The sequence below is a fragment of the Solirubrobacter phytolaccae genome, from assembly GCF_027587195.1.
Classification (GTDB): Bacteria; Actinomycetota; Thermoleophilia; order Solirubrobacterales; family Solirubrobacteraceae; genus Solirubrobacter; species Solirubrobacter phytolaccae.
Window position 1 is genome coordinate 1 of the sequence record NZ_JAPDDP010000098.1, and the last position, 24,226, is coordinate 24,226.

Below are 24,226 nucleotides of genomic sequence, written 5' to 3' on the forward strand. Positions count from 1 at the left end.
GGCGCGGCCGCGTCGCCGGCCCCGCGGGCGCCCTTGCCGGGCCGCCCCAAGACGTGCCGCAGCGACACCGCGGCCGCGCTGCCGGCCGCGCCGGGGACGTCGTCGCCGGGCACGGGTGCGGCGGCGGCCCCGCGCGGCGCGGCACTTTCGGCCAGGGCGCGGCGGAGGTGGTGGACGGCGACGTCGGGGTCTCCGCTCTCCAGCGCGGCCTCGCCCGTGCGGGTCAGCACCGCGGCGGCCTGCGTGTCGTTGGCCGGGTCGGCCGCGAGGAGCTGGGCGGCGATCAGGGTCTCGTCCACGCCGGCTTCCTGCATCAGGCGGGCCGCGCGGCGGTGCAGGCACGAGCGGGTGGCCAGGACGGCGCTCGCGTAGACCGCCTCGCGCATCATCGCGTGGGTGTAGCGCAGGCGGCCGGGCTCGAGCAGGCCCTCGCGGGCGAGCGCGGCGTGGGCGCCGGCGGCGAGCGGCTCCGGCAGGCCCGCCAACGCGTAGGTGACCGCGCTGTCGGTGCGCGGGCAGACGACGGCGACCGCGCGCGCGAGCGCCAACGCCTCCGGGGAGAGCCGGTTCAGGCGGCCCTGGACCAGGCGGGCGACTGTGCCCGGGACGGCGCGGCGGACCGCTTCCGCCTCGGACGCGGCACCGGTGAAGCCGCCCGTGGTGAGCGTCCGGCGCAGCTCGCGCACGAGCAGCGGGTTGCCGCCGGTGGTCCTGGTCGCCGCGTGGGCGAACTCCGGGTCCAGGTCGCCCTCGAGCGCGGTCTCGACCAGGTGCGTGACCGCGGCGTGGCTGAGCGGCGCCGGGTGCAGGACGGACGCGGTAGGCGCGGCGAACAGGTCGTCGACGAGCGGCTCGTCCGCGTCGGGGCGCAGGCCCACGATCAGCGCGATCGGCAGATGCTCGATCCGGCGGGCGAGCACCCCGAGCGTCTTGAGGCTGCCGGCGTCCGCCCAGTGCAGGTCGTCGACGACGATCGCCAGCGGCTGCTCGGCGGCGAGATCGGCGAAGCGCTCGTACAGGGCGTGCAGGCGGGCGTGGCCGTCGCACGGCGTGGCCTCGAGGTCCGGCAGCAGCTGGCGGATGATGCCGAACGCGAAGTCGCGCTCGAGGTCGGCGCCGATCGCGCTCAGCGTCCGCAGCCCCGCGGCGCCGGCCTCCGCGCGGGCGGCGCGCAGGAGCGTCGTCTTACCTTGGCCCGCGGGCGCTTCGACGAGCGTGATCGTGCCGCAGCCGTGCCGGGCGGAGTCCAGCTGGGCGCGGAGCGTGAGGAGCTCCGCTTCCCGCTCCAGCAGCTCGGCGTCGGCGACGGTGATCATCTTCCGGTGAAGCTACGCGCTCAGCCGCCCCGCGTGGGTGAGGCCACCAACCGACGTTGGGGTGCGGCCAGCACGACGCTCGAAATGTAGGGGTAACTGCCGGGTGGTCGCCTGATGCCGGCAAGCGGTTTCCGCGGGACGCTGGACCCACTCCCCAGCCCCTCTCCTCCCCGGAACCCTCCCCATGACCCCTCTTCGCCGTGCGGCCACCGCCGCCCTGGCGGCGCTCGCCCTCGTAGCCCCGGCGACCGCCTCCGCCCAGACCTACGACGACACCGCCTACTTCGCCACCGCCGACACGCTCCAGCTGCAGCTCGACAAGCTCTGGAACGAACGCCGCGGCTACTACGAGGGCGGCGGTGGCGGCGTCGAGCCGATGATCAACTCGCTGATGCTGCTCGGCCACTCGGTCGCCGCGATGGAAGGCCACACCGGCCCTTCCCGCAACGACGAGCGGGCCCGGGCGCTGGCGCTCGAGCTGGTCAAGGGCCCGTACGTGACCACGAAGGCACTCGGCCAGTCGCACGCTCCCGGCTGGACGAACTCGATGAACGGCAAGGGCTTCCAGCACCTCGTGTTCGACGCGGAGGTCGTGGACGGGCTCGTCTACGCCTACAAGGCCCGCAAGGAGCTGCAGCTGCCGGAGACGACGGTGACCGCGATCCGCGAGGCGATCTCACGCACCGCCCGCGGCTCGTTCTGGCGCTACCCGACGATCCGCCTGAACCAGATCAACTGGTACGCGCTGATGTACGCCGCCGACGCGACCGTCACGGGCGACCCGGCGCTGCTCAAGCGCGACTTCGGCGCCCAGCTCAACCGCTTCGTGCGCGAGGCCAAGACGAACTTCGGCCCCGGCATGCGCTTCCACTATCTCCCCCACGAGCGCCTGAACCACCCCGCGAACGTGGACTCCGCCGAGTACGCGAACATCGTCCTGAGCTTCACGCGCTTCTACGACCAGGCGCGCCGCGCCGGCATGGCGCCGCTGGACCTGAACAAGAAGCGGATCGTGTCCGAGTGGATCGAGCGCGCGGTCGCCGGCTACTGGACGCACGGCGGCTACATGAACTGGGACTCCGGGCTCGGGTTCGAGCGCTGGCACCAGTCCAAGAAGCTCGGCCTCACGCAGCAGGCGCTGATCGGCATCGCGTCGGCGCCCTCGCTGAGCGACCCGAAGTGGCAGGCGTACGCGAAGTACATGCTCGACCAGTCGCTCGGCTTCTACCTGAAGACCGCGGAGCGCGACGGCGGCATCGCGGACGCGCTGTTCTTCAACGTCCACGCCGTGCCGCAGGGCGTCGGCAGCGCGCGCCTCGGCGCCGCCCGGGTGCTCGCCAACGCGGCGCGGGCGATCGACGCCGGCCTCGGCGAGAAGCGCTCCACGCAGCCGCCGGCGCTCTACTCCTTCGACCCCGACATCGGCCGCCTCGCCGTGACCACGCCCGCCTACAACACGGCGATCGTGGCCGTCAACCAGCGCGCGTTCCCGTACGGCGGGCTCGACCTCGCGCGGCTGTTCGACGGCAAGCAGGAGGTCGCGGCGAACATCGGCGGCACGCCGCCCGCGTCCTTCGGCGCGCTCATCCGTGACGTCGCCGGTCGCCGCGTGCTGGCCTCGCAGATCGGCCGCTCATCCGTCGATCGCTCGGTCACGCCGCTGCGGCTGACCAAGGCCCCGTCCGGCGCGGGCGCCTCGGCCGCCTCGGCGGTCGGGTTCGCGTTCGCCGGCGCGTTCACCGACCTGCAGGCGACGGGCACGATCAGCGGCTCCGCCGGCTCCCTGCGCGTCACGCACCGCTTCGCGCCACGCTGGATCCAGACGCGCTGGGACGTGACCCGCAGCGGCAACCGGGCGCTGAGCGCGGACATCCTGTTCCCGAGCACGGGCCGCAGCGCCTCCGTGGTCGCCGTGCTCAAGGACGGCTCGCAGGTGCGCGTGGGCGACCAGCGGATCGCGCTGAGCCGGATCGCCCGCTTCGAGGTCACCAGCCAGCACTCGGGCTACACGGTCACGCCGCTGTCGCGCCCCGCCGGCGCGGCCGCGCACCTGCTGCGCCCGGCCGCGCAGTCCTCCGCGCCGGACGCCGGTCCGACGCTCGCCGTGCAGCTCGCCCGCAACGAACGCTTCTCGAAGGTCGCGTTCACCGCGCGGATCACCCCGCGCAACTAGCGATCCGTGACGAGCCCCACCTCCCCGTCCTCCTTCCACAGGCGCTCGAGCACCGTGGCGGGCATGCGGGTGAGGTGGGGGTAGTTGCGCCCCCACGAGTTGAGGATGTCCACGTAGTCGAGGCCGTCGTAGCCGAGCGTCGTGAGCACGTCGTCGACGCTCCGCGCCCAGCGGTTGTGGCGGATGCCCTCACCGATCGCCTCGGGCTTGGTCAGCCCACTGTCGATCTCGCAGTGCCCGCGCTTGCGGAGGATGTCCAGGCCGGCGCGGACGCTCGTGCCGTCGTAGTCCTCGCCCTCCCACTCGTCGATCTTCTGCGCCTCGTGGTAGAGCCAGAACCCGTCGTAGAGCTTGCGGTTGAGCTGGGACGCGAGCCGGCTGATGCCGAACCCGACGCAGGCGCCCTCGGACCCCTGGTTGTAGAAGTCCCACCAGGCGTCGGGATCGGCGTGGCCCCTGGGCTTCAGGCACACGCAGTGGCCGCCGCGCTTCTTGGTGAGCTTGCCGTCGCGCGCGATCCAGTGGTGGCCTTGCGCGTCCTTCACCGGCTTGTCGAACTCGACGTACCAGTTGACCCCGATCACGACCGGGGTCGGCTTGGCGGGGGCCGAGGCCGCCGTCAGCGGATACTTGTCGACGTGCTTCCAGTCGCTCGGAGGGCGACGTCCAAGTGGACCTGACATGGAGCGACGTTACGGTCAATCTCCGGGCGGGTCAACGCAAAGTCCAGGGGTGCACCCCGATTGTCCCGGGGGCGGCGGGTTCCTAGCGTCGCGGGTCCTCCCCGATCACCCAGAAAAGGACTTCGCATGCCCCATCCCCTGTTGCGAGGCGCCGCGCTCGGCGTAGGCCTCGCGGCGGCACTCGCCTTCGCCTCCCCGGCGCTGGCCTCGTACTCGGCCAAGGTCGACGGCGCGACGCTGCGAATCGCCGGTGACGGCGCGTCCGACAAGCTCGTGCTGAACACCGACGCCACGACGCTGTACGGCGACGTCGGCATGGACGGCACCGTCGACTTCCAGTTCCCCCGTGCAGCCTTCACCGCCGTGTCCGTGACCGCGGGCGGCGGCGACGACGAGGTGCGCGTCCAGGGCCTGCTCGACGGCCTGACGATCGACGGCGGCGCCGGCAACGACACGCTGTTCGGCAGCGCGTCCGCCGACACGCTCGTCGGCGGCTCCGGCGACGACCTGGTCGACGGTCAGCAGAACACCGACACGCTGACGCTCGGCGCCGGCAACGACACCGTGCAGTGGGACCCGGGCGACGGCAACGACGCGGTCGCCGGCGACTCCGGCACGGACACGCTGCGCTTCAACGGCGCCAACATCGCCGAGCAGCTCGCGCTGGTCGCCAACGGCACGCATGCCCGCTTCACGCGCAACGTCGCGGCCATCGACCTGGACCTCACGACCCTCGAGCAGGTCGCCGTGCGCAGCCTCGGCGGCGCGGACACGCTGACCGTCGGCCACCTCGCCGGAACCGGCGTGCGCGGCGTCAGCGTCGACCTGGCCGGGTTCGACGGCACCGGGGACGCCGCCGCGGACCGCGTGATCGTCGACGGCACCGAAGGCCCGGACAAGGCCCTGCTCGCCACCGACGGCACGGCCGGCATCGTCGACGGCCTCTCGGTCGACGTGCGCGCCACGAACATGGAGGCCACGGACACGGTCACGGCGGCGCTGGCAGACGGCGACGACAGCGCGCAGGCCTCCGCGGCTCCCACCGGCGCCTCGCAGGTCGGCGTGGACGGCGGCGCGGGCACCGACACCGCGACCTACACCGGCACGCCGAACGACGACACGATCGGCGTCGCCCCCAACGGCGGCCCCGTCGCGGCGTACGCAGCCGGTGCGCCGACGTTCAACGCCACCGCGGTCGAGAGCTTCCTCGTGAAGGGGAACTCGGGCAACGACACGCTCTCAGGCCTCAACGGCATCTCCGCGCTCACGACGCTGACGATGGACGGCGGCACCGGTGACGACAAAGTCGGCGGCGGGGACGGCGCGGACCTGATCCTGGGCGGCTCCGGCAACGACGTGGTGGACGGCAACCGCGGCGTCGACACCGTGCGCGGCGGCTCCGGCAACGACCGTGTGCAGTGGGATCCGGGCGACCAGTCGGACGTCGTCGAGGGCGACAGCGGCACCGACACGCTGGACTTCAACGGCGCCAACGTCGGGGAGATGATCACGCTGGCGGCGAACGGCCCGCGCGTGACCGTCTTCCGCAACATCGCCAACATCACGCAGGACACGGACAGCATCGAGGCGGCGACGGTGCGCGCGCTCGGCGGCGCCGACCTCATCACGGTCGGCGACCTCACCGGGACCGACCTCAAGCACGTCGCGGTCGACCTCGCCGGGTTCGACCGCAACGGCGACGCCGCGATCGACCGCGTGGTCGCCGAGGGCACGACCGGGCCGGACAAGGTCACGCTCGGCTCCGACGGCGCCACCGCGGTCATCTCGGGCCTAAAGCCCGTCGTGCGCGCGACCGGCGCCGAGACGCAGGACAGCGTCACCGCCGCGCTGCTCGAGGGCGACGACACGATCCTCGCCGGCGCCGTGGCCACGGGCGAGGCGCGCGTGGACGCCGACGGTGGTCCGGGCACGGACACCGCCACCTACACGGGTACCGGCGACGGTGACGAGATCACCGCCGTCCGTGACAGCGGCGACGTCGTGCGCACGTACGCGCCCGGCGCCCCGCAGGTGGGCGTCACCGCCGTCGAGGAGCTCGTCGCCCGCGGCGGCGAGGCCAACGACGCGCTTTCCGCCGTCGGCAACGTGGCGGCGCTCACGCACCTGACGCTGGACGGCGGCAACGGCGAGGACACCCTGCGCGGCGGCAACGGCGACGACCTGCTCCTGGGCGGCAACGGCGACGACCTGGTCGACGGCAACCAGGGCGCCGACACGGCCAAGCTGGGCGCCGGCAACGACCACTTCCAGTGGGACCCGGGTGACGGCAACGACGTGGTCGACGGCCAGTCCGGCATCGACGTGCAGGACTTCAACGGCTCCAACGCGGGCGAGAACCTCGCGCTCACGGCGCTGCCCGACCGCCACGTCCGCGTCACCCGCAACATCGCCAGCATTGTCATGGACCTGGCGAACGTCGAGGAGTGGGCGGTGCGCACGCTCGGCGGCGTCGACAACGTCAACGTCGGCGACCTCACCGGCACGCCGCTCAAGAAGGCGCGCGTGGACCTCGCGGCCTTCGACGGCACGACCGACCTCGCCGCCGACACCATCACCCTCGACGGCACGCCAAAGACCGACAAGGTCAACGTCACCCGCGAAGGCGACACCGTGATCGAAGCCGGCCTGCCGACCTTCGTCTACGTCACGGGCTCCGAGCCCACCCTCGACACCGTCTACCTCAACCTGCTCGAGGACGACCGGATCTACGTCGCTCCGGGCGTGCGCGACCTGATCAAGGTCCACTTCCCGCTCTGAGCCGGTGATTCACGCGTCGCTCAGCTCCTCCACGAGCCGGGCGACGCGGCCGAGCTCGGCCAGCTCGAGCGCACGGCGGAACGGCGCGTCCCGCGGCACCACCAGCACGAGCCGCTGGACGCGCTCCGCCAGGCCGAACAGGATCCGGATGCCCGCGCTGCCGATGAACGCCAGCCCGGACAGGTCCACGACGACCGGCTCGGCGCCGAGCGCGCCGAGCTCGGCCTCGACGTGCGGCTCGTTGAGCTCGTCGATCTCCCCCACGATCCGGGCGACGGTGACCGGGCCGGAGCGGTCGATCTCGACCAGCGCCGGGCCGGGCGGCGGCAGCTCGACGGTGAAGCCGGCGGGCCGGTAGCGCGCGCTGACGGTCGTGCCGTCGGCGCCCTCGTCGATGTCGACGGCGCTCATCAACCCGCGCACGATCGCCAGCCCGCGGCCCCGGACGCCCGGATCGGCGGGCGGCGGGCGCCAGTGCCCGCGGTCGCGCACGACGAGCGTGATCGACCCGTCGGGCGAGCGGCCGAGCGCGATCTCCACGGACCCCTCGGCCTCCCCGGGGTAGGCGTGCTCGACGGCGTTCGCGCACAGCTCGCCGGCGGCCAGGACGAGCATCTCCGCGTCGCCGCGGTCCACGGCGGCGTTCGCGAGCCAGCCGCGCATCGCCTCACGCACCACCGCGAGCTGGTCGGCGCGGGCGGAGAACCACAGCCGCAGCGGCGTCAGCGCCGGGCGCCGCACGCGGGCGACGAGCAGGGCGACGTCGTCCGTGCGCTCCGTGCCGTTCATCAGCGTCTCGACGAGCTGCGTGGCGAGCGCCTCCGGCTCGGCGTCGCCCGCCGCCGCGGTCGCCGCGGATAGCCGCTCCAGGCCGGCGTCGAGCGGCTCGCCGCGGCGCTCGATCGCGCCGTCGGAGTACAGGACGAGCGTCGTGCCCTCCGGGACCGAGGCCACCGCGTCCACGTACACGTGCCCGAGCGCGCGGTCGAGCGGCACGCCGCGCGCGCGGTCCAGGAAGCGCGTCGTGCCGTCCGGGAGCCGCAGCAACGGCGGCGGATGGCCGGCGGCGGCGTAGCGGACCTCGCGCGCGGCGGGGTCGATCACCGCGTAGGCCACGGTCGCGCCGCGCGCTCCAGGCACGCCGTCGGCGTAGCGGCTGAGCAGCTGCAGCACGCGCGCCGGGGACCGACCCTCGAGCGCGTAGGCCCGCAGCGCGCCGCGCAGCTGTCCCATCGCGGCGGCGGCCTCCGGCCCGTGGCCGACGACGTCGCCGACCGCGATCCCCACACGGCCCGCCGTGAGCTCCAGCGCGTCGTAGAAGTCGCCGCCCACGGCCGCGCCGTCGGCGGTGGGCAGGTAGCGGACGGCCAGCTCGATCCCCTCGGCCCGCGGCAGCCCGCTCGGCAGCAGCGCCTGCTGGAGCGTGAGCGCGAGGTCGTGCTCGCTCTGGTAGACCCGCGCCCGGCCGAGCGCCTGCCCGCAGAGCCGCGTGAGCGTCAGCAGGTAGTCGCGGTCCGCGGAGCCGAACTGCCGCGGCGTGTCGAACACCAGCCCGATCGCGCCGAGCGCCTCGCCGCCGTTGGTGAGCGGCAGCAGCGCCGCCGACTGCGCCTGCGGGCGGACCTCGGCGAACCTCGGGTAGCGGTCGAAGATCGCGGCCGCGCCCTCCAGCCACAGTGGCGTGCGCGTCCGGGCGGCCTCGGCCAGCGGCAGGTCCGCGTCCAGGGAGAACGAGCGGAAGCGCTGCACGGTGTCGTCGGAGTGCCCGGCGGCGTGCGCGAGCTCGAGCGACCGGCGTGACTCGTCCAGCAGCGCCACCCACGCGCTCGACGCGCCGAGCGCCTCCGCGCCCTGCAGCGCCGCGGTGGCCGCGACCTCCTGCGGCGTGAGCGCGCGCGCCAGGTCCGCCGTGGTGGCCTGCAGCCGGTGCAGGCGGCTGTGCAGCGAAGCGCGCTCCAACGCGTGCCCGGCGACCCGGCCGAGCGCCTCCAGCAGCTCCCGCTCGGCGGCGAAGAACGCGCGCGTGTCCCCGCGGCTGACCGCGACCGCACCGAGCAGCACCTCCTCGCCGGCGAGCATCGGCACCGCGCACAGCGAGCCGCGATGGATCGGCGACAGCACCGGGTAGCGCTCCGCGATCTGCTCCGGCGTGTCCGCGACGACCGTGCGGCGCTCGCGGGCGGCGTCCGGCGCCGGCAGCGTCTCGGCGAGCGCCAGACGACCGTACGCCTCCACGATCTCGTCCGAGTATCCCCAGGAGCCGATCACCTGCAGCGTGTCGCTGCCCTCGAGCGCGTAGACGATGCCGCCGGTGCCGCCGAGCGCCCGCGCGCCATGCTCGGCGACCGCCGCTCCGACGTGCTCGGGCGTCAACGCCCCGGACAGGGCCGACGTGACCCCCAGCAGCGCCTGGAGCGCTGCAAGCTGTGCCGCGTGGTCGGGTCCGGTGGAGGTGCTCAGCCTTCGGCGAACACTACTGACGCTTGACGGCCGCGCTCGTCGCTCCCGCCGCCTGGAAGCGGTAGGAGGCGCCGACCGTCAGCCGCGTCGTCCAGCTCCAGTAGCCCTGCGCGTCGGTCTTGCGCGTGCCGATCGTCTTCCACGAGGAGCCCCCGGCGAGCTTGCGCTGGACGGTCACGCTGCGCGTCTCGCGCGTGCGGACATGGCCCCACAGGCGGCCCTTGGCGGCGTCGACCGCGAACGGGAGCGCGAAGTGCTTGAGCGCGGGCTTGGCCCGGCCGTCGGTGAAGCGCAGGCCGGACTGCCAGCCGCCGCTCTCGCTGTTGAGGCTGCGCGGCTCGTCGACCCACAGGTACTGCGCGAACAGCTTCACGCGCGGGTTGCGCCACGCCTGGTAAGCGGCGCGCTGGAGCCACTGGTCCTGCTGGGAGAGCGTGATGCCCGTGAACTTGTCCGGCGGGTTGGTCTGGTAGCCGAACTCGTCCAGGTAGAGCCCGAGCTTGCTCGTCGTGCCCTTGATGCGCTTGGCCTTCTGCAGCTTGTCGAGCGTCTGCGTGAGCCGCGTGAGCGAGGCGATCGAGACGTCGTCCTTGTTCGGGAAGACGGTCTCCGGCGAGGCGAGGACGCCGTGCGGGTGGAACGCGAAGCCGTCCGCCTGCGGCGCCTTGAACCCCGCGCAGCGCCCGTTCGTCTGCTTCTTGAACTTGGCGTCCACGCAGCCGAGCCCGCGCAGGAAGGCCAGCGGCCGGGAGTTCGAGTTCTCGGTCGTGAGCGTGCTGCCGCGGCTGGACATCGCGCCGATCAGGACCTTCGCGGTGCTGTCGGCGCCGTGGATGGCCGGGTAGGCGGCGTTGACCAGGTCGCGGTACAGGTGCGGCGCGACGGCGTTGCAGACCTTGCCGAAGCATGCGGCCTGCGGACGCAGCCAGCCGCCGAGGTTCGGCTCGTTCCAGACGATGTAGGTGTCCACGCGGTCGCCGTAGCGCTCGGCGACCATGCGCGCGTACTCGCCGAACAGCTTGGGATCCGGGTCATAGCGCGGCTCGCCGCGCTCCGAGCGCCGGCTCACCCACAGCGGGCCGGGGCCCGTGATGGTCAGGATCGGCTTGATGTTGGCCGCCACGACGCGGTTCACGGCGTGGTCGAGCTGGTCCCACGAGTACTCGCCGGTCGGCGAGGACGGCGCGATCCGCGACCACAGCGCGTAGATGCGCACGGTCTGGATCCCGTTCTCCTGCCACTCCTTGACGGCCTTGTCGGCGTCCGCGCCGCCCTGCAGCAGCAGGCGATCATCCGCGATCCCTAGCTGGGGCCCGGCGGCGTGCGCGGGGGCGGCAAAGACGAAAAGAACGGCGAGTACGGCGAGAACCAGGCGCATATGTGTGACCCAAACGCGATTAGACATGCCGGAGTTGCGGTGTAATCAAGGGATGGCTACGACCGACGTGAGCGAACGCGAGGCTCGGCAGGTCGCCGAAGCCGCGCGCGAGCAGGACTGGAAGCTGCCCAGCTTTGGCAAGGAGCTGTTCCTGGGCAACTACCGGCTGGACCTGATTCATCCGCAGCCCAAGCTCGACGCAGCTGCCGTCGAGAAGGGCGAAGCGTTTCTGAAGGCGCTGCGTGAGTTTCTGGAGGAGAAGGTCGATCCGCTCCAGATCGAGCGCGATTCCAAGATCCCCGACGAGGTGATCGAGGGCTTCAAGGGGATCGGCGCGATGGGGATGAAGGTCGCCACCGAGTACGGCGGCCTCGGCCTCTCGCAGGTCTACTACAACCGCGCGCTGGCGATGGTCGGCACCTACCACGGTGCGCTGGGTGCGCTGCTGAGCGCCCATCAGTCGATCGGCGTGGCCGAGCCGCTGCGGATGTTCGGCTCCGAGGAGCAGAAGCGCGAGTGGCTGCCGCGCGTGGCCAAGACCGACATCTCCGCGTTCCTGCTGACCGAGCCCGACGTGGGCTCGGACCCTGCCCGCGTCGCCACGTCCGCCGTGCCGGTTGAAGGCGGCTACGTCCTCAACGGCACCAAGCTGTGGGCCACGAACGGCGCGATCGCCGACGTCGTGGTCGTGATGGCGCGCGTGCCCAAGTCCGAGGGCCACAAGGGCGGCATCAGCGCCTTCGTGTTGGACTACACGACCGAGGGCGTGACCGTCACGCACCGCAACGCGTTCATGGGCCTGAAGGGGATCGAGAACTCGGTCACCGAGCTCAAGGACGTCTTCGTGCCGGCGGAGAACCTGATCGGCAAGGAGGGCTGGGGCCTCAAGATCGCCCTGTCCACCCTGAACACCGGCCGTCTGGCGCTGCCGGCGATCTCCGTCGGCCAGTCCAAGTGGGCGACGAAGATCGCGCGCGAGTGGTCGGCCGAGCGTGTCCAGTGGGGCCGCCCGGTGGGCAAGCACGACGCCGTGGCGCAGAAGAACGCGTTCATCGCGGCTTCGGCGTTCGGCCTGGAAGCGATGCTCGACGTCGCCTCACGGCTGGCCGACGAGAAGCGCAACGACATCCGCATCGAGGCCGCAATCGCCAAGCTCTACGGCTCCGAGCTGGGCTGGCAGGTCCTCGACGAGCTCATCCAGGTCCGCGGCGGCCGCGGCTACGAGACCGCCGAGTCGCTGAAGGCGCGCGGCGAGAAGCCGATCCCGGTCGAGCAGGCGCTGCGCGACTCGCGCATCAACCGCATCTTCGAGGGCTCCACCGAGATCATGCACCTGCTGATCGCGCGCGAGGCCGTCGACCAGCACCTGCAGGTGGCGGGCGACATCCTCGAGGCCGAGACGCCGCTGCAGGACAAGGCCAAGAGCGCCGTCGCGGCGGGCACGTTCTATGCGAAGTGGCTGCCCAAGCTCGTCGTCGGCGAGGGCCACAAGCCCAAGGGCTACGACGAGTTCGGCGAGCTCGCGACCTACCTGCGCTACGCCGAGCGCTCCTCCCGCCGCCTCGCCCGCTCCACGTTCTACGCGATGGGCCGCTGGCAGGCCAAGCTCGAGCAGCGCCAGTCGTTCCTCGCCCGGATCGTCGACATCGGCGCCGAGCTGTTCGCGATCTCCGCGGCCGTGGTCTACGCCGACACGATCGCCCGCGAGACCCCGGAGCGCGCCGACGCCGCCCGCGAGCTGGCGGCGCTGTTCTGCGCGCAGGCCAAGCGCCGCTCGGACGAGCTGTTCCACGCCCTCTGGTCCAACGACGACGACCAGGGTTACGAGACCGCGATCAAGCTCCTCGACGGGCGCTACGAGTGGCTCGAAGAGGGCATCGTCGACCCCTCCGACTCGCGCTGAAACCGACCGGGCGCGCCCTGATCGTCGGGGCGCGCCCGGCTCACGGCCACGTTGACGATCACGTTCGCGACGAGGCCGAGCAGGCCCGCGTTGATGCCGAGGAGCGGGTCGTGGCCGGACAGCGCGAGCGGGACGACGATCGCCTCGCCCACGAGCAGGCCCGCGACCGCGCCCTGGACGGTCATCCGCCGCCACAGCAGGCCGCCGACGAGCGCCGGGACGAGCTGCGCGATGCCTTCGTAGGAGAGCACTGAGAGGCGCACGAGCGCGTCCGGGAACAGGAGCGCGCCGGCGAGCGCGGCGAGGCCGGAGGCGACCACGACCATGCGCGCGCGGTTGACCGACTGGCCGCCCCAGAGGGTGCCGATGCAGAGCATGAAGACGGCCATCGGGACGATCGCGCTCAGCGCGCCCGCGACGCCGACGATCCCGACGACCCAGGCCGGGAGCTCGCTCGTGACCATGCTCAGCAGCGCGAGGTCGTTGGACTCGAGGTTCGGGACGACGAACATCGCCGCCATGCCGAGCATCACCGGCACGAGCAGCAGCAGCGAGTACATGGGCAGGAAGATCGCGTTGCGGCGGATCGTGTTCGGCGACTTGGAGCCCAGGTAGCCGGCGACGAAGCTCGGGAAGACGGTGAACGCGACGCCGTTGAGGATGCAGGTGCTCATGAACCAGAGCACGCCGAGCCCCGGCGACTCGTTGCCCGGGAGCGTCAGCCAGTCCGGGCGCTCGGTGCGGATGCGCTCGAACAGGTTCGCGTGCGAGCCGAACAGCTTCAGCGGCAGGTAGATCGCCAGGAAGACGATCGTGAGGATCACGAGCGCGTCCTTGAAGACGCTCACCCAGGCGCTGCCGCGCAGGCCGCTCACCAGCACGAAGCCGGCGGAGACGACGAAGCCGATCACGAACGCGGTCTTGAGGGAGATCTCGCCGTAGGAGATCGCGTTGACCACGAGCCCCATGCCCTGGATCTGCAGCTGGATGTAGGGCAGCAGCGCGAGCGTGGCGACGGCGGCGATGAAGATCCCGAACCGCTTGGACTGGAAGCGGTGGGCGAGGATGTCGCTGACGCTGATCAGCTGGTGGCGCTTGGCGTAGCTCCAGACCATCGGCGCGAACAGGTAGACGGTCGCGTAGCCCGTGGCCATGTAGCCGACGAGGTAGAGGATCGGCGCGCCGTAGCCGTACGCCCAGCCCGCGGCGCCGAGGTAGGAGAAGCTCGTGTAGCACTCGCCCGCGAGCAGGACCCAGGTGAGCACGACGCCGAACGAGCGCCCGCCGACCGCCCACTGCTCGCGGTCCGCGTCGCGGCCGCGCATGGCGGCGATCCCGAGCCCGAGCGTCCCGAGCATGGCTACCGCGAAGATCGTGATGGCGATAGCCGCGTCAGTCGACATCGGTGCCCTCGGCTTCGTCGCGGAGGTAGTAGGGGTCCTTGCGGGCCGCGAGCCAGATCGCGAGCGGGCTGAGGATCACCGCCAGCAGCGCCCAGAAGAACAGGAACGGGAGGCCCAGGATCACCGGGTCGGCGCGGTTCGCGAGCGGGATCGCGGCCACGAAGAGCAGGAACGGGACCGTCAGCCAGAGCAGCGAGCGGCGGCCCTTCACGTGATTCGTCATGCCTCTCCCATCAGGTCGGCGATGATCAGCGCGAGTCCTTTCGTGCCCTGGATGAGGTCGTCGACGGTGATGTGCTCGTCGGCGACGTGGCTCAGGCCGGTCTGGCCCGGGCCGTAGACGAGCGAGTTGGTGATGCCGGCGTTGTGGACGACGAAGCGCTGGTCGTCCGAGCCCGCGGAGATGAGGATCCGTGGTTCGAGGCCCAGTGCCCGGACGGCGCGCTGCGCCGCCTGGACGACCGGCTCGTCCTCGGAGACCAGCGTCGGCTCGGTCGAGTACAGCTCGTGGTACTCGTGGCGGAGCTGGAGCAGCTCGAGCGGCTGCAGCAGCTCGTGGCGCGCCTGCTCGAGGTCCTCGCCCGGGATCAGGCGGCGGTTGAAGGTCACCGTGCAGCGGTCCGGGACGATGTTCGTGGCGTGGCCGCCGCGGATCGTGTCGAACGACAGCGTGGACCGGCGGTTGTCGGGCGTGACGCCGTAGTCGGTCACGCGCTGCTCGAGCCGTGGCCGCAGGTGCTCGTCCAGGTGCGCGAGATAGCGCGCCATCAGCTCCACCGCGTTCACGCCCAGCTGCGGCGCGGAGCCGTGCGCCTGCTTGCCGAAGATCGTGATCTCGCCCCAGATCGCGCCCTTGTGCCCGATCCCGACGCCGTCCGGGCCGAACGGCTCGGTGATGATCACGGCGTCGCCCTCCAGCAGCCCCTGCTCGACGAGCCAGCCCATGCCCGCGTTGCGCACGCCGACGGTCTCCTCGTCGGGGACCGCGCTCTGGTGGACGTTGGGGCTCAGGCCCGCGCGGCGCAGCGCCTCGACTGCAATCACCTGCGCGGCGAGGCCGCTCTTCATGTCCGCGGCCCCACGGCCGTAGATGCGGCCGTCGGCGAGCTCGCCTCCGAACGGGCCGCGCGTCCAGTCATTGCCGACCGGGACGACGTCGTAGTGGCCGTTCAAATGCACAAGCGGCCCGTCACCGGCGAGTTTGCCGATCAGGTTCGGCCGCGGCAGTCCCTGGCCGAGCGGCGCGAGCTCGGTCGGCGCGCGGTGGACCTCGGTCGCGTAGCCGAGCTCGTCCAGCACGTGCTTGAAGTCGGCGACGAAGTCCTCGTAGGCCTCGCCGGGCGGGTTGATCGTCGGGATCCGGATCAGGCGCTGGAGCAGCGCGACGAGCTCGCCCTCGAGCGCGTCGACCGCGGCCAGGATCGCCTCCCGTTCCACCTCAATGCGGATATCCGCTTCGCGGCTACGGAAACCTGCGCACGCTGATGTGGACGAGTCCCTCGGCGCCCCAGGCGGCGATCGCGTAGCGCCCGGCGGACTGCACGTCGCGGTCGGTGTCGGCCGTGTGGAAGCGCCCGGTCGGCGGTCCGGGCGGCGCGCTGATCGACCTGAAGCGGCCGTCGGCGTGCGCGAGCGCGGCGCCCCACCCCTTCGCGGTCGTCCACAGCACGAGCGTCCGGCCGCCGCTGAGCGGCAGCGGGACGGGCTCGGCCGCGGGCGCGCCGGTGAGCCGCTGGCCACGGCCGCCTGCGACGGCGACCACGGGCGCGCTGCGCGAGAAGCTCTTCTTGCCGGTCTTCTGCTGGTAGACGAGCACCCCCGGCGCGACCGCGGGCGCGAAGACGCGGTTGGGCTTGGTCAGGCGTGGTCCGTGCAGCGGCTCGGTGGGGCCACCGATCAGCGGGAAGCCCGCGCAGCCCACGTCCCCGCAGCTCGTCGGCGTGAGCGCGCCGATAGCCACACGTTCTCCCGCCGCGACCACGCTCAGGTCGGTGTAGTCGGCCTGGCGCTCCGGCTGCCCGGGCACGCGCACCGGCTTCGCCCAGGGCCCGCCGTGCCGACGCTGGACGACCAGCAGGGGGCGCGGTGGCGGTCCGTACATCGCCAGATAGGCGCGGCCCGAGGGCGTGACCGTGAGGACGCGGCTCTGCCGGCCCCAGTCCTCGATCGCGCCGTTGCCGAGGTCCTGCCGCCGCACCGTGCGTCCGCGGCGGTCGAGGGAGAACGCGAGCACGTGGTGCTTGCTCTGGGCGACGAACACCCAGCCGCCGCGCGGGTCGGCGGCGAGCGCGATGTCCTCCACCCCGCCTTTGACGAGCCGGCGCTGCGGCTCGCCACGGACGGCGATGAACGCGCCCGCGCCGCGGGAGTAGGCGACGGCGGCGCGACCGGGTGCCGCCGCGGCCACGTAGTCGTCGGAGCGGTCGGCGAGCCGCTCCGGCGCGGCGCCGTCCGCGCTGGCCAGCAGCGCGCCCTGGGCGTCCTCCCAGGCGGTGTAGTGGTGGCCGTCGGTGGCGATCGCGGTGCGCGGGATCGGGCCGAAGTCCGGCCAGCCCGGGAACGTGATCGGCTGGCTCCAGGCCGTCGCGGCGGCCACCGCCAGGGTCATGCCGTCGAGGAGCATGGGCCCAGCCTCGTGCGGAGATCGGTGCCTGCCAGCCCCCGCAAGGTGGACTTGCGCCTACCCCTCGAGCGAGACCCAGACGTTCTTGACCTGCGAGTAGGCGAAGAGCGCGTCGATGCCCTTGCCGCGGCCGTAACCGCTGCGGCCCATCCCGCCGAACGGCAGCTCCACCCCACCGCCGACGCCGTAGCCGTTCACGAACACCTGGCCCGCCCGGATGTCGGACGCGACGCGATGGGCACGCGCGAGGTCCTTCGTCCACACGCCCGCGACGAGCCCGTAGGCGGTCGCGTTGGCGAGTGCCGTGGCGTGGCGCTCGTCCTCGAACGGCGCCGCGACCAGCACCGGGCCGAAGACCTCCTCCTGGAAGATCTCCATGTCGGCCTTGATGCGCGTCACGAGCGCGGGCTCGAGGAACAGGCCCTCGCGCGGCTCGCCGCCGAAGACGCGCGCGCCGGCCAGCTTGGCCGTCTCGAGCATGCTCGTGGCGCGGTCGAACTGGCGCTGGGAGATCAGCGGGCCGAGATCCGGGTCCTCGATGCCCGGCCCGATCTTCACGGTCGCGAACGCGGTCGCCACCTGGGCGCACACGTCCTCGTAGATCGTCTTCTCGACCAGCAGCCGCGAGCCGGCCGAGCAGCTCTGGCCGGCGTTCTGCAGCAGGCCCTTCACGATCGCCGGGACCGCCTTCGCGAGGTCCGCGTCCGCGAAGACGACGTTCGGGGACTTGCCGCCGAGCTCGAGCTCGACCGGGATGAGCCGGCGAGCGCACGCCGCGGCGACCTGCGCGCCGGTCGCCGCGGAGCCGACGAACGTGACGTGGTCGACGCCGTGATGGCGGACGAGCGCGTCGCCCGTCGTGCCGTCTCCCGTCGCGACCTGGAACATCCCCGGCGGCACGCCCGCGGCCTCGGCGATCTGCGCGAGGTGCAGCGGCGTGATCGACGCCAGCTCGGACGGCTTGAGGATCACCGCGTTGCCGGCCGCGAGCGCGGGCGCGGCGCAGCGGGCCGCGACCTGCAGCGGGTAGTTCCAGGGGATGATCTGCGCGCACACGCCCCACGGCTCGCGCACCGTGTAGTCGATCGCGTCCGGGCCGAGCGGGATCTGCCGGCCCTCCAGGCGCTCGATCGAGCCCGCGTAGTACTCGAGGTAGCGGATCGTCGCGCGCACGTCGGCCTGGCTCTGGGAGAGCGGCTTGCCGGTGTCGCGGGTCTCGAAGTCCGCGAGCTTGTCGGCCTGCTCCTCGACGAGCAGCGCCATCCGCAGCAGCGCCTTCGCGCGGACGTACGGCGTGCGCCAGTCGCGCTCCTCGGCGAGCGCGCGGCGGGCGTCCTCGACCAGCTCGGCGACGTGCGCGGGCGAGGTGCTCGGCAGCTCGGCGAACTCGTGGCCCGTCGAGGGGTCCACCGCCATGAATGAGGTCACAGGTCGCGTCCCGCGTCGATGTTGAACACTGCGCCGGTGACGGCGGTGGCGCCCGCCAGATAGACCGCGGCGTCCGCGATGTCCTCCGGTTCGATCAGCCGCTTGAGCGGCAGCGCCTGGGCGACGTCCGCGTCGAAGCCGAAGCCGCCGAGCATCGGCGTGTTGGCCGGGCCGGGGTTGATCACGTTCACGCGCACGTCGGGCGCCAACTCGGCGGCGAGGCCGCGCGCGAGCCCGATGACGCCGGACTTGGCGGCGACGTACTCGGCGAGCCCGGCGCGCGGGCGGTTGGCGATGATCGAGCCGGTCTGGAGCAGCACGCCGCCCGGCCGCAGCTTCGGCGCGGCCACCTGCGCGGCGAGGAAGAGCGAGGTGAGGTTGACGTCGAGCACCGCGTCCCACTCCTCACGCGTGATCTCGGCGAGCGGCTTGACCGTCTCCGGGATGCCCGCGTTGTTGAAGTAGACGTCGATGTGGTCACGCTTCGCAAGCAGCGCCTCGATGTCCTCGCGCCGGGTCACGTCGGCCTTGTGCGGCGTCGCGTACGGCAGCCCCGCGCAGGTCTCGTGCGCTTTCTGGAAGTCCCGGTCGGCGGCGAGCACGCGTGCGCCCGCCTCGACGAACCGGTGGACGGCCGCGCGCCCGATCCCTGACCCCGCGCCTGTGACCACAACGACCTTGCCTTCGAGCATCGGCCGGTAGCGTGGCACGGATGCGGATCGCGAGGGTCATCCAGTGCGTCGACGCCCATGCCGAGGGCGAGCCCAGCCGGATCGTCGTCGGCGGCGTGCTCGACGTGCCGGGCACCACGATGCTCGAGAAGATGCGCGCGCTCGAGGCCGACGACCGGCTGCGCCCGGTGCTGCTGTTCGAGCCGCGCGGGTCCGCGCCGCTGAGCGGCGACATCGTCTTCGAGTCCGCGCACCCGGAAGCGGACGCCGGCTTCGTGATCATGGAGTCCTCGTCCTACGAGGGCATGTCCGGCACCAACACGATCAACACCGCCGCCGTCCTGCTGGAGACCGGCGTGATCGAGAAGGTCGAGCCGATCACCGAGCTGGTGCTGGAGGCCCCGGCCGGGCTGGTGCGCGTGCGGGCGTGGGTGACGGACGGCGTCGTGGAGCGGATCGAGTTCGAGAACGTGCCGTCGTTCGCGCTGGCGCTGGACGCGCCGGTCGAGGTGCCGGAGCTCGGCACGATCCACGTGGACGTCGCGTACGGCGGCGCGTTCTGCGCGTTCGTGGACGCCGCCGCGCTCGGCTTCGCGATCGTCCCGGACGAGGCGCGCGAGCTGGCCACGCTGGGCGAGCGGATCCGGCCGCACGTCAGCGAGCAGGTCGCCGTCGCGCATCCGTTGATCCCGGCGTTGTCACATCTGTCGTTCGTGGTCTTCACCGCGCCGCCGCGGGTCGGCGGGGACGCGCGCCACGCCACGATCGTCTCCCCCGGCCGGCTGGACCGCTCCCCGACCGGGACGGCGACGAGCGCGCGGATCGCGGTGCTCTCCGCCCGCGGGCAGATGGGTGACACCTACACGGCGGAGAGCGTGATCGACACGCGGTTCGTCGGGCGCGTGGTCTCGCAGACGCGGGTCGGTGAGCTCGACGCGGTCGTGCCCGCGGTGTCCGGGCGCGCCTGGATCACGGGCTTCCATCAGCTCGTCGTCGACCCGACGGACCCGCTCGGCGATGGCTTCAAGCTCGGTGACACGTGGGGCGCGGGCGACGTCCAGGGCTCGCTCAACGTGGCCTGACGACCGCGGACACCGCTTTGGCTCCATCGGCCGTGACGCGCACCGTGTAGTGGCGCGCGAACCGGCGCGGATGCACGCGCACGATGTGCTTGCCGGCGTCGCGATAGCGTCGCGTCACCGTGCGCCCGCCCACGCGGACGCGGATCGTTCCCGGCTCGGACACGGTGACCCGCATGCCGACGCCGTGCCGGCGGACCGAGCGCTTCGACGGGCGCTCGCGCGCCTGCAGGCCGAGCGTCAGCGTCGGCCCGGGATCGGGCGGCGTGTAGGGCGACCAGAACGGCTCCCACGACTCGGGCAGCGCGATGATCTGCGCACTGATCCGCTTGCAGTCCTTCAGGTCTCCGAGCCTCAGGAGCGTGATGCCGTCGAAGCCCGACCAGACGAGGAGCTGGCCGTCGGGCGAGAGCATCGGGGACACGGACGCGTAGAAGATCTGCTCCGCCTCGAGCCGCAGGTCGCAGCGCAGCTTCGTGCCGTCGAACAGCCGGAGCCGGGTGCGCTCGGGGACGTTGCTGCCCGTGTACGCGCTGTCGGCGTACACCGCGATGCGGTCGCCGGTCCGCGCCGGGACGGCGGTGAAGCCCGAGGCCCAGCGCGCGTCGGCGTCGCGGAACCACGGCTCGACGGTCCCGCCGAGCGGCAGGCGCACGAAGCCCAGGTCCTCGAACTTGTAGGTGGGGTCGAGGCTGCGGCTCAGAAGCAGCCGGTCGTTGCCGAGCCACCACGGCGCGACGTGGTCGGCCTGGGTCACGCCGGCCGGCGCGACGGCATCCGCGGTCGTCACGTACGTGTTGAAGTGGCCGCCGAGCAGCTGGTCGTAGGCGACGTGCCGCCCGTCGGGTGAGATGCGGACGTGGGTTGGCGTCAACGGCCAGTCGCTGTCCACCGGGTCGGCCGGCGTGACGGGGATCACGTTCAGCCGCGTCCCGTCGGCGGACCAGGGGTGGATGTTCCCCGCCGCGTCGGCGGCGACGAACGTCCCGTCGTCGGCGGAGGACGGCCACGTGTACTCGCCGTCGCTCGTCAGCTGCACCTGCCCGTGCCCGTCCGGTGCCATCCGCCAGATGTCCCCCTCGCGCTGGAAGAGGATCGAGTCGGCGGACGCGCTCGCGGGCGTGAGCAACGTGGCAATGACGACGGCAACGAGAAAGCGGCGCATTGCCGCTCCCCCTACCCCGTTCGGCTGAGCGCGGCGCGCTGGATCACGTCGACGACCGCCTCGAGCGGCACCGCCGTGGAGTCGATCGTCAGGTGGTAGAGGGCGGCGTCGTGCGGATCCGCGTGGTAGAAGTGCCGCACGTAGGTCTCGCGTGCCCGGTCCGTCTCGTCCAGGCGCTTGCAGACCGCCTCGCGGTCCTTGTCGGTGAGCCGCAGCGCCTGCTCGAGCCGCCGCTCGCGCGGGCCGTCGAGCCGGACGTGCAGCGCCCGCGGGTCGTTGCGCAGCACGAGCGCGCCCGCCCGGCCGAGCACCACGAGGTCGCCGCCCGCGGCGTGCTCGCGGATGATCTCCTCGGTCGTGCGCCGGTAGGCGTCCTCGTCCACCGCGTCGGGCGCGGACTCGGCGCCGAACGCGAGCCCGATCGGGGCCAGCCGCATCGCCATCCGCGAGAACACGCCGCCGATCGACTCGTCCCGCGCGGTGGCTTCTTCGAGCGGGATCGCGAGGCGCTCGGCGACTTCGCTCGGCAGCGCGCGGTCGAAGAAGGGCACGCCCAGGCGCTCGGCCAGCTGCGGTCCGACAAGGGCGCCACCCGCGCCGTACGAGGCCGACACCGTCACGATCGTCATGGCCTCCTCTTACCCGGCGACGGCCGAAAACGCGCGACAACTGTCGCTAAAGAGGGACAGTCCCGCTTTAGGTTCGAGCGAGTTAGGGTCACCTAACAAATCCTGATAGCGTTGGTCGGAGATGGAAGGCTTCACTCGCCTCGCATGCGGCGGATGCCCTCCCGTTGCCGACCTCCTGCTGGCTCTGGCCGGGGAGTTCCGCGACGTGGACGCCGCCGCCACCGACGCCCGGCTCGACGAGCTGGCGCTCCCGCTGTTCGGCCTCGCGAGCGGCGACCTGCGTGTCGCCGCCGCCGAGCTCGCGAACATCCTGGACACCGACCCGGGCTTCGACGCCGACCGCTCCAGCGTCGCCGGCCTGTGGCTGGACGCCGCGCTGGAGTCCCGCGCCGGCCACCCGCTCATCCTCGCTGCGATCGCCACCGAGGTCGGCCGCCGCGCCGGCCTGGACGTGCACGTGCTGTCCGCGCCGACCGGCTGGTACGCCGGGCTCGGCGACGGCGACCGCCTGTGGCTCGTGGACACGACGATGGACGGCTCGAAGGCCGACCCGTGGAGCCTGCGCCGGCACTGCGCGCACGAGCTGGCCTTCGCGGCGCTGATGGGCTTGTCGGAGCGCTACGAGAAGGTGGGCGACAGCCGGCGCGCCGGCCGCGCAGCGATGCTGCGCAGCCGGCTCCCGATGCGTTAGCGGGCCACCGCGATCATGCGGGGCGCGCCGAGCTCGTAGGGCCCGGCGTCGCCGCGCAGCTCGACGTCGGCGAAGCCCGCGGCGCGCAACATCCGCACGACCTCGCCGGTGGTGTGGACGAAGTACGCCGCGCGACGACGCTCGACGCCCTGCACACGGCGGGAGGACGAGCCCTCAGGGCGAGCCCTCCCAGCGAAGCGAGCCTCTTGGCGAGCTTCGCCGCCGTTGGAGGTGAACTCGGTGTCGACCTCCAGGCGGCTCTCGACCGGGTCGTACCGGCGCGTCGAGCGCATCGTGATGGCGCCGAACGTGTGCTCGGAGTCGCCGGTGACGCCGCGCACGAGCATCGACTCGGCGATGGCGCCGGACTCGAGCACGAGCGTTCCGCCCGGCCGGACCACGCGCCGCAGCCCTTCGAGCGACCGCACCGTGTCCTCCGGCGTGCCGTAGCCGAAGCTGTTGCCCCAGCTGAGCGCCGCGTCGAACGGGCCGATGTCCGGCAGCGCCCGCAGGTCGCCCTGGAGCAGGCGCAGGCCCGGCGGTGCCAGCGCCAGCGCGCCCGGCGCGATGTCGATGCCGGTCACGTCGTAGCCGGCCTCGGCCAGGCGACGGCTCAGCCGGCCGTTGCCGCACGGCACGTCGAGCACGGAGCCACTGGGCGGCAGCAACGCGCTGACGACCGCGTAGTCGGCGTCGAGCATCGCTTCGCCGGCCGCCTGCCAGAAGCGCGCGGCCAGCCCTTCATGGAACCCCACGAACCAATCGTCGGGAACTCGCATTTCGATGGAACCTCCGAACGGAGATGAACAGGGACTGAGGTGCAGCCCGTGTCAGCCGTCGGCGGTGCTGAGATGTGCGGTGATGAAGAGCAGAGGCGTCCGGTGCCGAGAATAACCGCCCTCGACCGTGTCGTCCAGCACGCGGCCGTGCTCGGCGACCCTCGAACCTGGGAGCTGTCCGGCGTGCAGGAGAACCTCGCGCTGGCCGTGATCGACGCGGTGTGGTCGATCGGCGTCCGCGCGGGCGGCGTGGCCAACGTGCTCGCGCGCCACCGCGCGCTGGTCGAGACGACCACGCCCGCCGAGCTGGCCGCGTTCATCGACGGCCTCGGCGGCCCGGAGGCCTACGCGGACGCCGTCAAGAACCGCCAGCGCACGTCGACCACGAACGGGATCCTGAAGGCCGAGGCCGTCCACCGGGAGGCGGTGATCCTTGCCGAAGCGGGCGTCGTCGACGTCTCCGGGCTCAGCGACGAGGTGCGGGCGGCCTGGATGACCGTGCCGGGCCAGAAGTCGGGCACCTCGTGGGACGCGCTGCTGATCGTCACGGGCCACGACACCGTCAAGGCCGACCGGATGCTGCGCCGCTTCGTCGCCGCCGCGACCAAGACCACCGAGGCACGGGTCAGCGCCGCGAAGGCCCACGAGCTGGTCGTCGCCGCCGCGGGCCGGCTCGGCGTCAGCGCCCGCGCGCTGGACAACGCGATCTGGAGCTACGAGAGCGCCGCGCCTGCCCGCAAGACCCGCGCGACCGCCGCCGGGTCGTCGTAGGTCGGCATGTGCCCGCAGCCCGCGAGGAAGACCTCGCGGGCGGTCTCCGGCACGTGCTGCGGGCGTGAGACGAGCCCGTCGAACTCGGGCCAGGCCAGGGTGAGCGGCACGGTGATCTCGTCGAGCCCGGTGAAGCGCCCGGCGCGCATGCCGGTGTTGACCGCGTCGAAGCCGGGCGCTTCCGCGTAGGCGCGGACGAGCCGCAGCGCCGCGTCGTAGGGCACGCGCTCGGGATGCCGGAGCAGACCGCCGCCCGCGTCAAGGGTCCGGGCCAGCCAGTCCGCGGCCGCCCGCGC

The 24,226-nt window shown here is 72.6% G+C and carries 20 protein-coding genes; 6 read left to right on the forward strand and 14 right to left on the reverse strand.

Translation table 11 applies throughout. The features are described from left to right. On the reverse strand, nucleotides 1-1,316 hold a 1,316-nt coding region (locus tag OJ997_RS32560; protein WP_270029573.1), incomplete at its 3' end, for an AAA family ATPase. Between the two features lie 184 nt (nucleotides 1,317-1,500). Between OJ997_RS32560 and OJ997_RS32565 the strand changes: the two genes are divergently transcribed. Beyond that, complete coding sequence (locus tag OJ997_RS32565; RefSeq protein WP_270029574.1) at nucleotides 1,501-3,489, forward strand: hypothetical protein; 1,989 nt, start codon at nucleotides 1,501-1,503, stop codon at nucleotides 3,487-3,489. Here the strand turns inward: OJ997_RS32565 and OJ997_RS32570 are convergent. Then, the gene (locus tag OJ997_RS32570; protein WP_270029575.1) at nucleotides 3,486-4,172 is read right to left on the reverse strand and encodes a hypothetical protein; all 687 of its coding nucleotides are present in this window, start codon (nucleotides 4,170-4,172) and stop codon (nucleotides 3,486-3,488) included. The genes OJ997_RS32565 and OJ997_RS32570 overlap by 4 nt on opposite strands. A 126-nt stretch (nucleotides 4,173-4,298) precedes the next feature. Between OJ997_RS32570 and OJ997_RS32575 the strand changes: the two genes are divergently transcribed. After that, on the forward strand, nucleotides 4,299-6,950 hold the full coding sequence (locus OJ997_RS32575; protein WP_270029576.1) for a beta strand repeat-containing protein: 2,652 nt from the start codon (nucleotides 4,299-4,301) through the stop codon (nucleotides 6,948-6,950). Nucleotides 6,951-6,959: 9 nt separating this feature from the next. On the opposite strand, the gene OJ997_RS32580 is transcribed toward OJ997_RS32575, so the two are convergent. Further along, nucleotides 6,960-9,323, reverse strand: coding sequence for a SpoIIE family protein phosphatase (locus OJ997_RS32580; protein WP_270029577.1), 2,364 nt, complete (start codon nucleotides 9,321-9,323; stop codon nucleotides 6,960-6,962). A gap of 100 nt (nucleotides 9,324-9,423) precedes the next feature. Continuing rightward, on the reverse strand, nucleotides 9,424-10,788 hold the full coding sequence (locus OJ997_RS32585) for a family 1 glycosylhydrolase (protein WP_270029578.1): 1,365 nt from the start codon (nucleotides 10,786-10,788) through the stop codon (nucleotides 9,424-9,426). A gap of 52 nt (nucleotides 10,789-10,840) precedes the next feature. Between OJ997_RS32585 and OJ997_RS32590 the strand changes: the two genes are divergently transcribed. Continuing rightward, complete coding sequence (locus OJ997_RS32590; RefSeq protein ID WP_270029579.1) at nucleotides 10,841-12,691, forward strand: acyl-CoA dehydrogenase family protein; 1,851 nt, start codon at nucleotides 10,841-10,843, stop codon at nucleotides 12,689-12,691. On the opposite strand, the gene OJ997_RS32595 is transcribed toward OJ997_RS32590, so the two are convergent. From OJ997_RS32595 to OJ997_RS32620, 6 genes are read right to left on the reverse strand one after another with little or no spacing between them, the layout of a single operon-like run. After that, nucleotides 12,643-14,049 (reverse strand): sodium:solute symporter family protein, encoded by a 1,407-nt coding sequence (locus OJ997_RS32595; RefSeq protein ID WP_270029581.1) that lies wholly within the window; start codon nucleotides 14,047-14,049, stop codon nucleotides 12,643-12,645. The two genes, OJ997_RS32590 and OJ997_RS32595, sit on opposite strands and share 49 nt — an antisense overlap. A gap of 34 nt (nucleotides 14,050-14,083) precedes the next feature. Further along, nucleotides 14,084-14,317 carry a DUF3311 domain-containing protein gene (locus OJ997_RS32600; RefSeq protein WP_270029582.1) on the reverse strand — a complete coding sequence of 78 codons (234 nt, stop codon included), beginning with the start codon at nucleotides 14,315-14,317 and terminating at the stop codon, nucleotides 14,084-14,086. Further along, on the reverse strand, nucleotides 14,314-15,531 hold the full coding sequence (locus OJ997_RS32605; RefSeq protein ID WP_270029583.1) for a M20 family metallopeptidase: 1,218 nt from the start codon (nucleotides 15,529-15,531) through the stop codon (nucleotides 14,314-14,316). The genes OJ997_RS32600 and OJ997_RS32605 overlap by 4 nt, the downstream gene beginning before the upstream one ends. 25 nt (nucleotides 15,532-15,556) lie before the next feature. Continuing rightward, nucleotides 15,557-16,717: a hypothetical protein gene (locus OJ997_RS32610; RefSeq protein WP_270029584.1), complete on the reverse strand. Its 1,161-nt coding sequence runs from the start codon at nucleotides 16,715-16,717 to the stop codon at nucleotides 15,557-15,559. Nucleotides 16,718-16,774: 57 nt separating this feature from the next. Continuing rightward, the gene (locus OJ997_RS32615) at nucleotides 16,775-18,133 is read right to left on the reverse strand and encodes an aldehyde dehydrogenase family protein (RefSeq protein ID WP_270029585.1); all 1,359 of its coding nucleotides are present in this window, start codon (nucleotides 18,131-18,133) and stop codon (nucleotides 16,775-16,777) included. Between the two features lie 8 nt (nucleotides 18,134-18,141). Then, a complete protein-coding gene (locus OJ997_RS32620; RefSeq protein ID WP_270029587.1) occupies nucleotides 18,142-18,837 on the reverse strand; it encodes an SDR family NAD(P)-dependent oxidoreductase in 696 nt (231 codons plus the stop codon). A 20-nt stretch (nucleotides 18,838-18,857) separates the two neighbouring features. Between OJ997_RS32620 and OJ997_RS32625 the strand changes: the two genes are divergently transcribed. After that, nucleotides 18,858-19,898, forward strand: coding sequence for a proline racemase family protein (locus OJ997_RS32625; RefSeq protein ID WP_270029588.1), 1,041 nt, complete (start codon nucleotides 18,858-18,860; stop codon nucleotides 19,896-19,898). Here OJ997_RS32625 and OJ997_RS32630 read toward each other — a convergent pair. Together OJ997_RS32630 and OJ997_RS32635 are read right to left on the reverse strand one after the other, a co-directional pair. Continuing rightward, nucleotides 19,885-21,060, reverse strand: a complete 1,176-nt coding sequence (locus tag OJ997_RS32630) for a TolB family protein (RefSeq protein ID WP_270029589.1) — start codon at nucleotides 21,058-21,060, stop codon at nucleotides 19,885-19,887. The genes OJ997_RS32625 and OJ997_RS32630 overlap by 14 nt on opposite strands. 11 nt (nucleotides 21,061-21,071) lie before the next feature. Next, entirely contained in the window at nucleotides 21,072-21,689 is a 618-nt protein-coding gene (locus tag OJ997_RS32635) for a cytidylate kinase-like family protein (protein ID WP_270029590.1), read from the reverse strand. A gap of 121 nt (nucleotides 21,690-21,810) precedes the next feature. Here OJ997_RS32635 and OJ997_RS32640 point away from each other — a divergent pair, with 121 nt between their 5' ends. Next, nucleotides 21,811-22,380 carry a transglutaminase family protein gene (locus tag OJ997_RS32640; RefSeq protein WP_270029591.1) on the forward strand — a complete coding sequence of 190 codons (570 nt, stop codon included), beginning with the start codon at nucleotides 21,811-21,813 and terminating at the stop codon, nucleotides 22,378-22,380. Here the strand turns inward: OJ997_RS32640 and OJ997_RS32645 are convergent. After that, nucleotides 22,377-23,159, reverse strand: a complete 783-nt coding sequence (locus OJ997_RS32645; RefSeq protein WP_270029592.1) for a class I SAM-dependent methyltransferase — start codon at nucleotides 23,157-23,159, stop codon at nucleotides 22,377-22,379. The genes OJ997_RS32640 and OJ997_RS32645 overlap by 4 nt on opposite strands. A gap of 102 nt (nucleotides 23,160-23,261) precedes the next feature. On the opposite strand from OJ997_RS32645, the gene OJ997_RS32650 reads away from it, so the two are divergent. Then, nucleotides 23,262-23,930: a DUF8548 family protein gene (locus OJ997_RS32650; protein WP_270029593.1), complete on the forward strand. Its 669-nt coding sequence runs from the start codon at nucleotides 23,262-23,264 to the stop codon at nucleotides 23,928-23,930. Here OJ997_RS32650 and OJ997_RS32655 read toward each other — a convergent pair. Then, nucleotides 23,873-24,226 (reverse strand): alpha/beta fold hydrolase (locus OJ997_RS32655; RefSeq protein WP_270029594.1); only part of this gene is annotated, 354 nt, incomplete at its 5' end. The genes OJ997_RS32650 and OJ997_RS32655 overlap by 58 nt on opposite strands.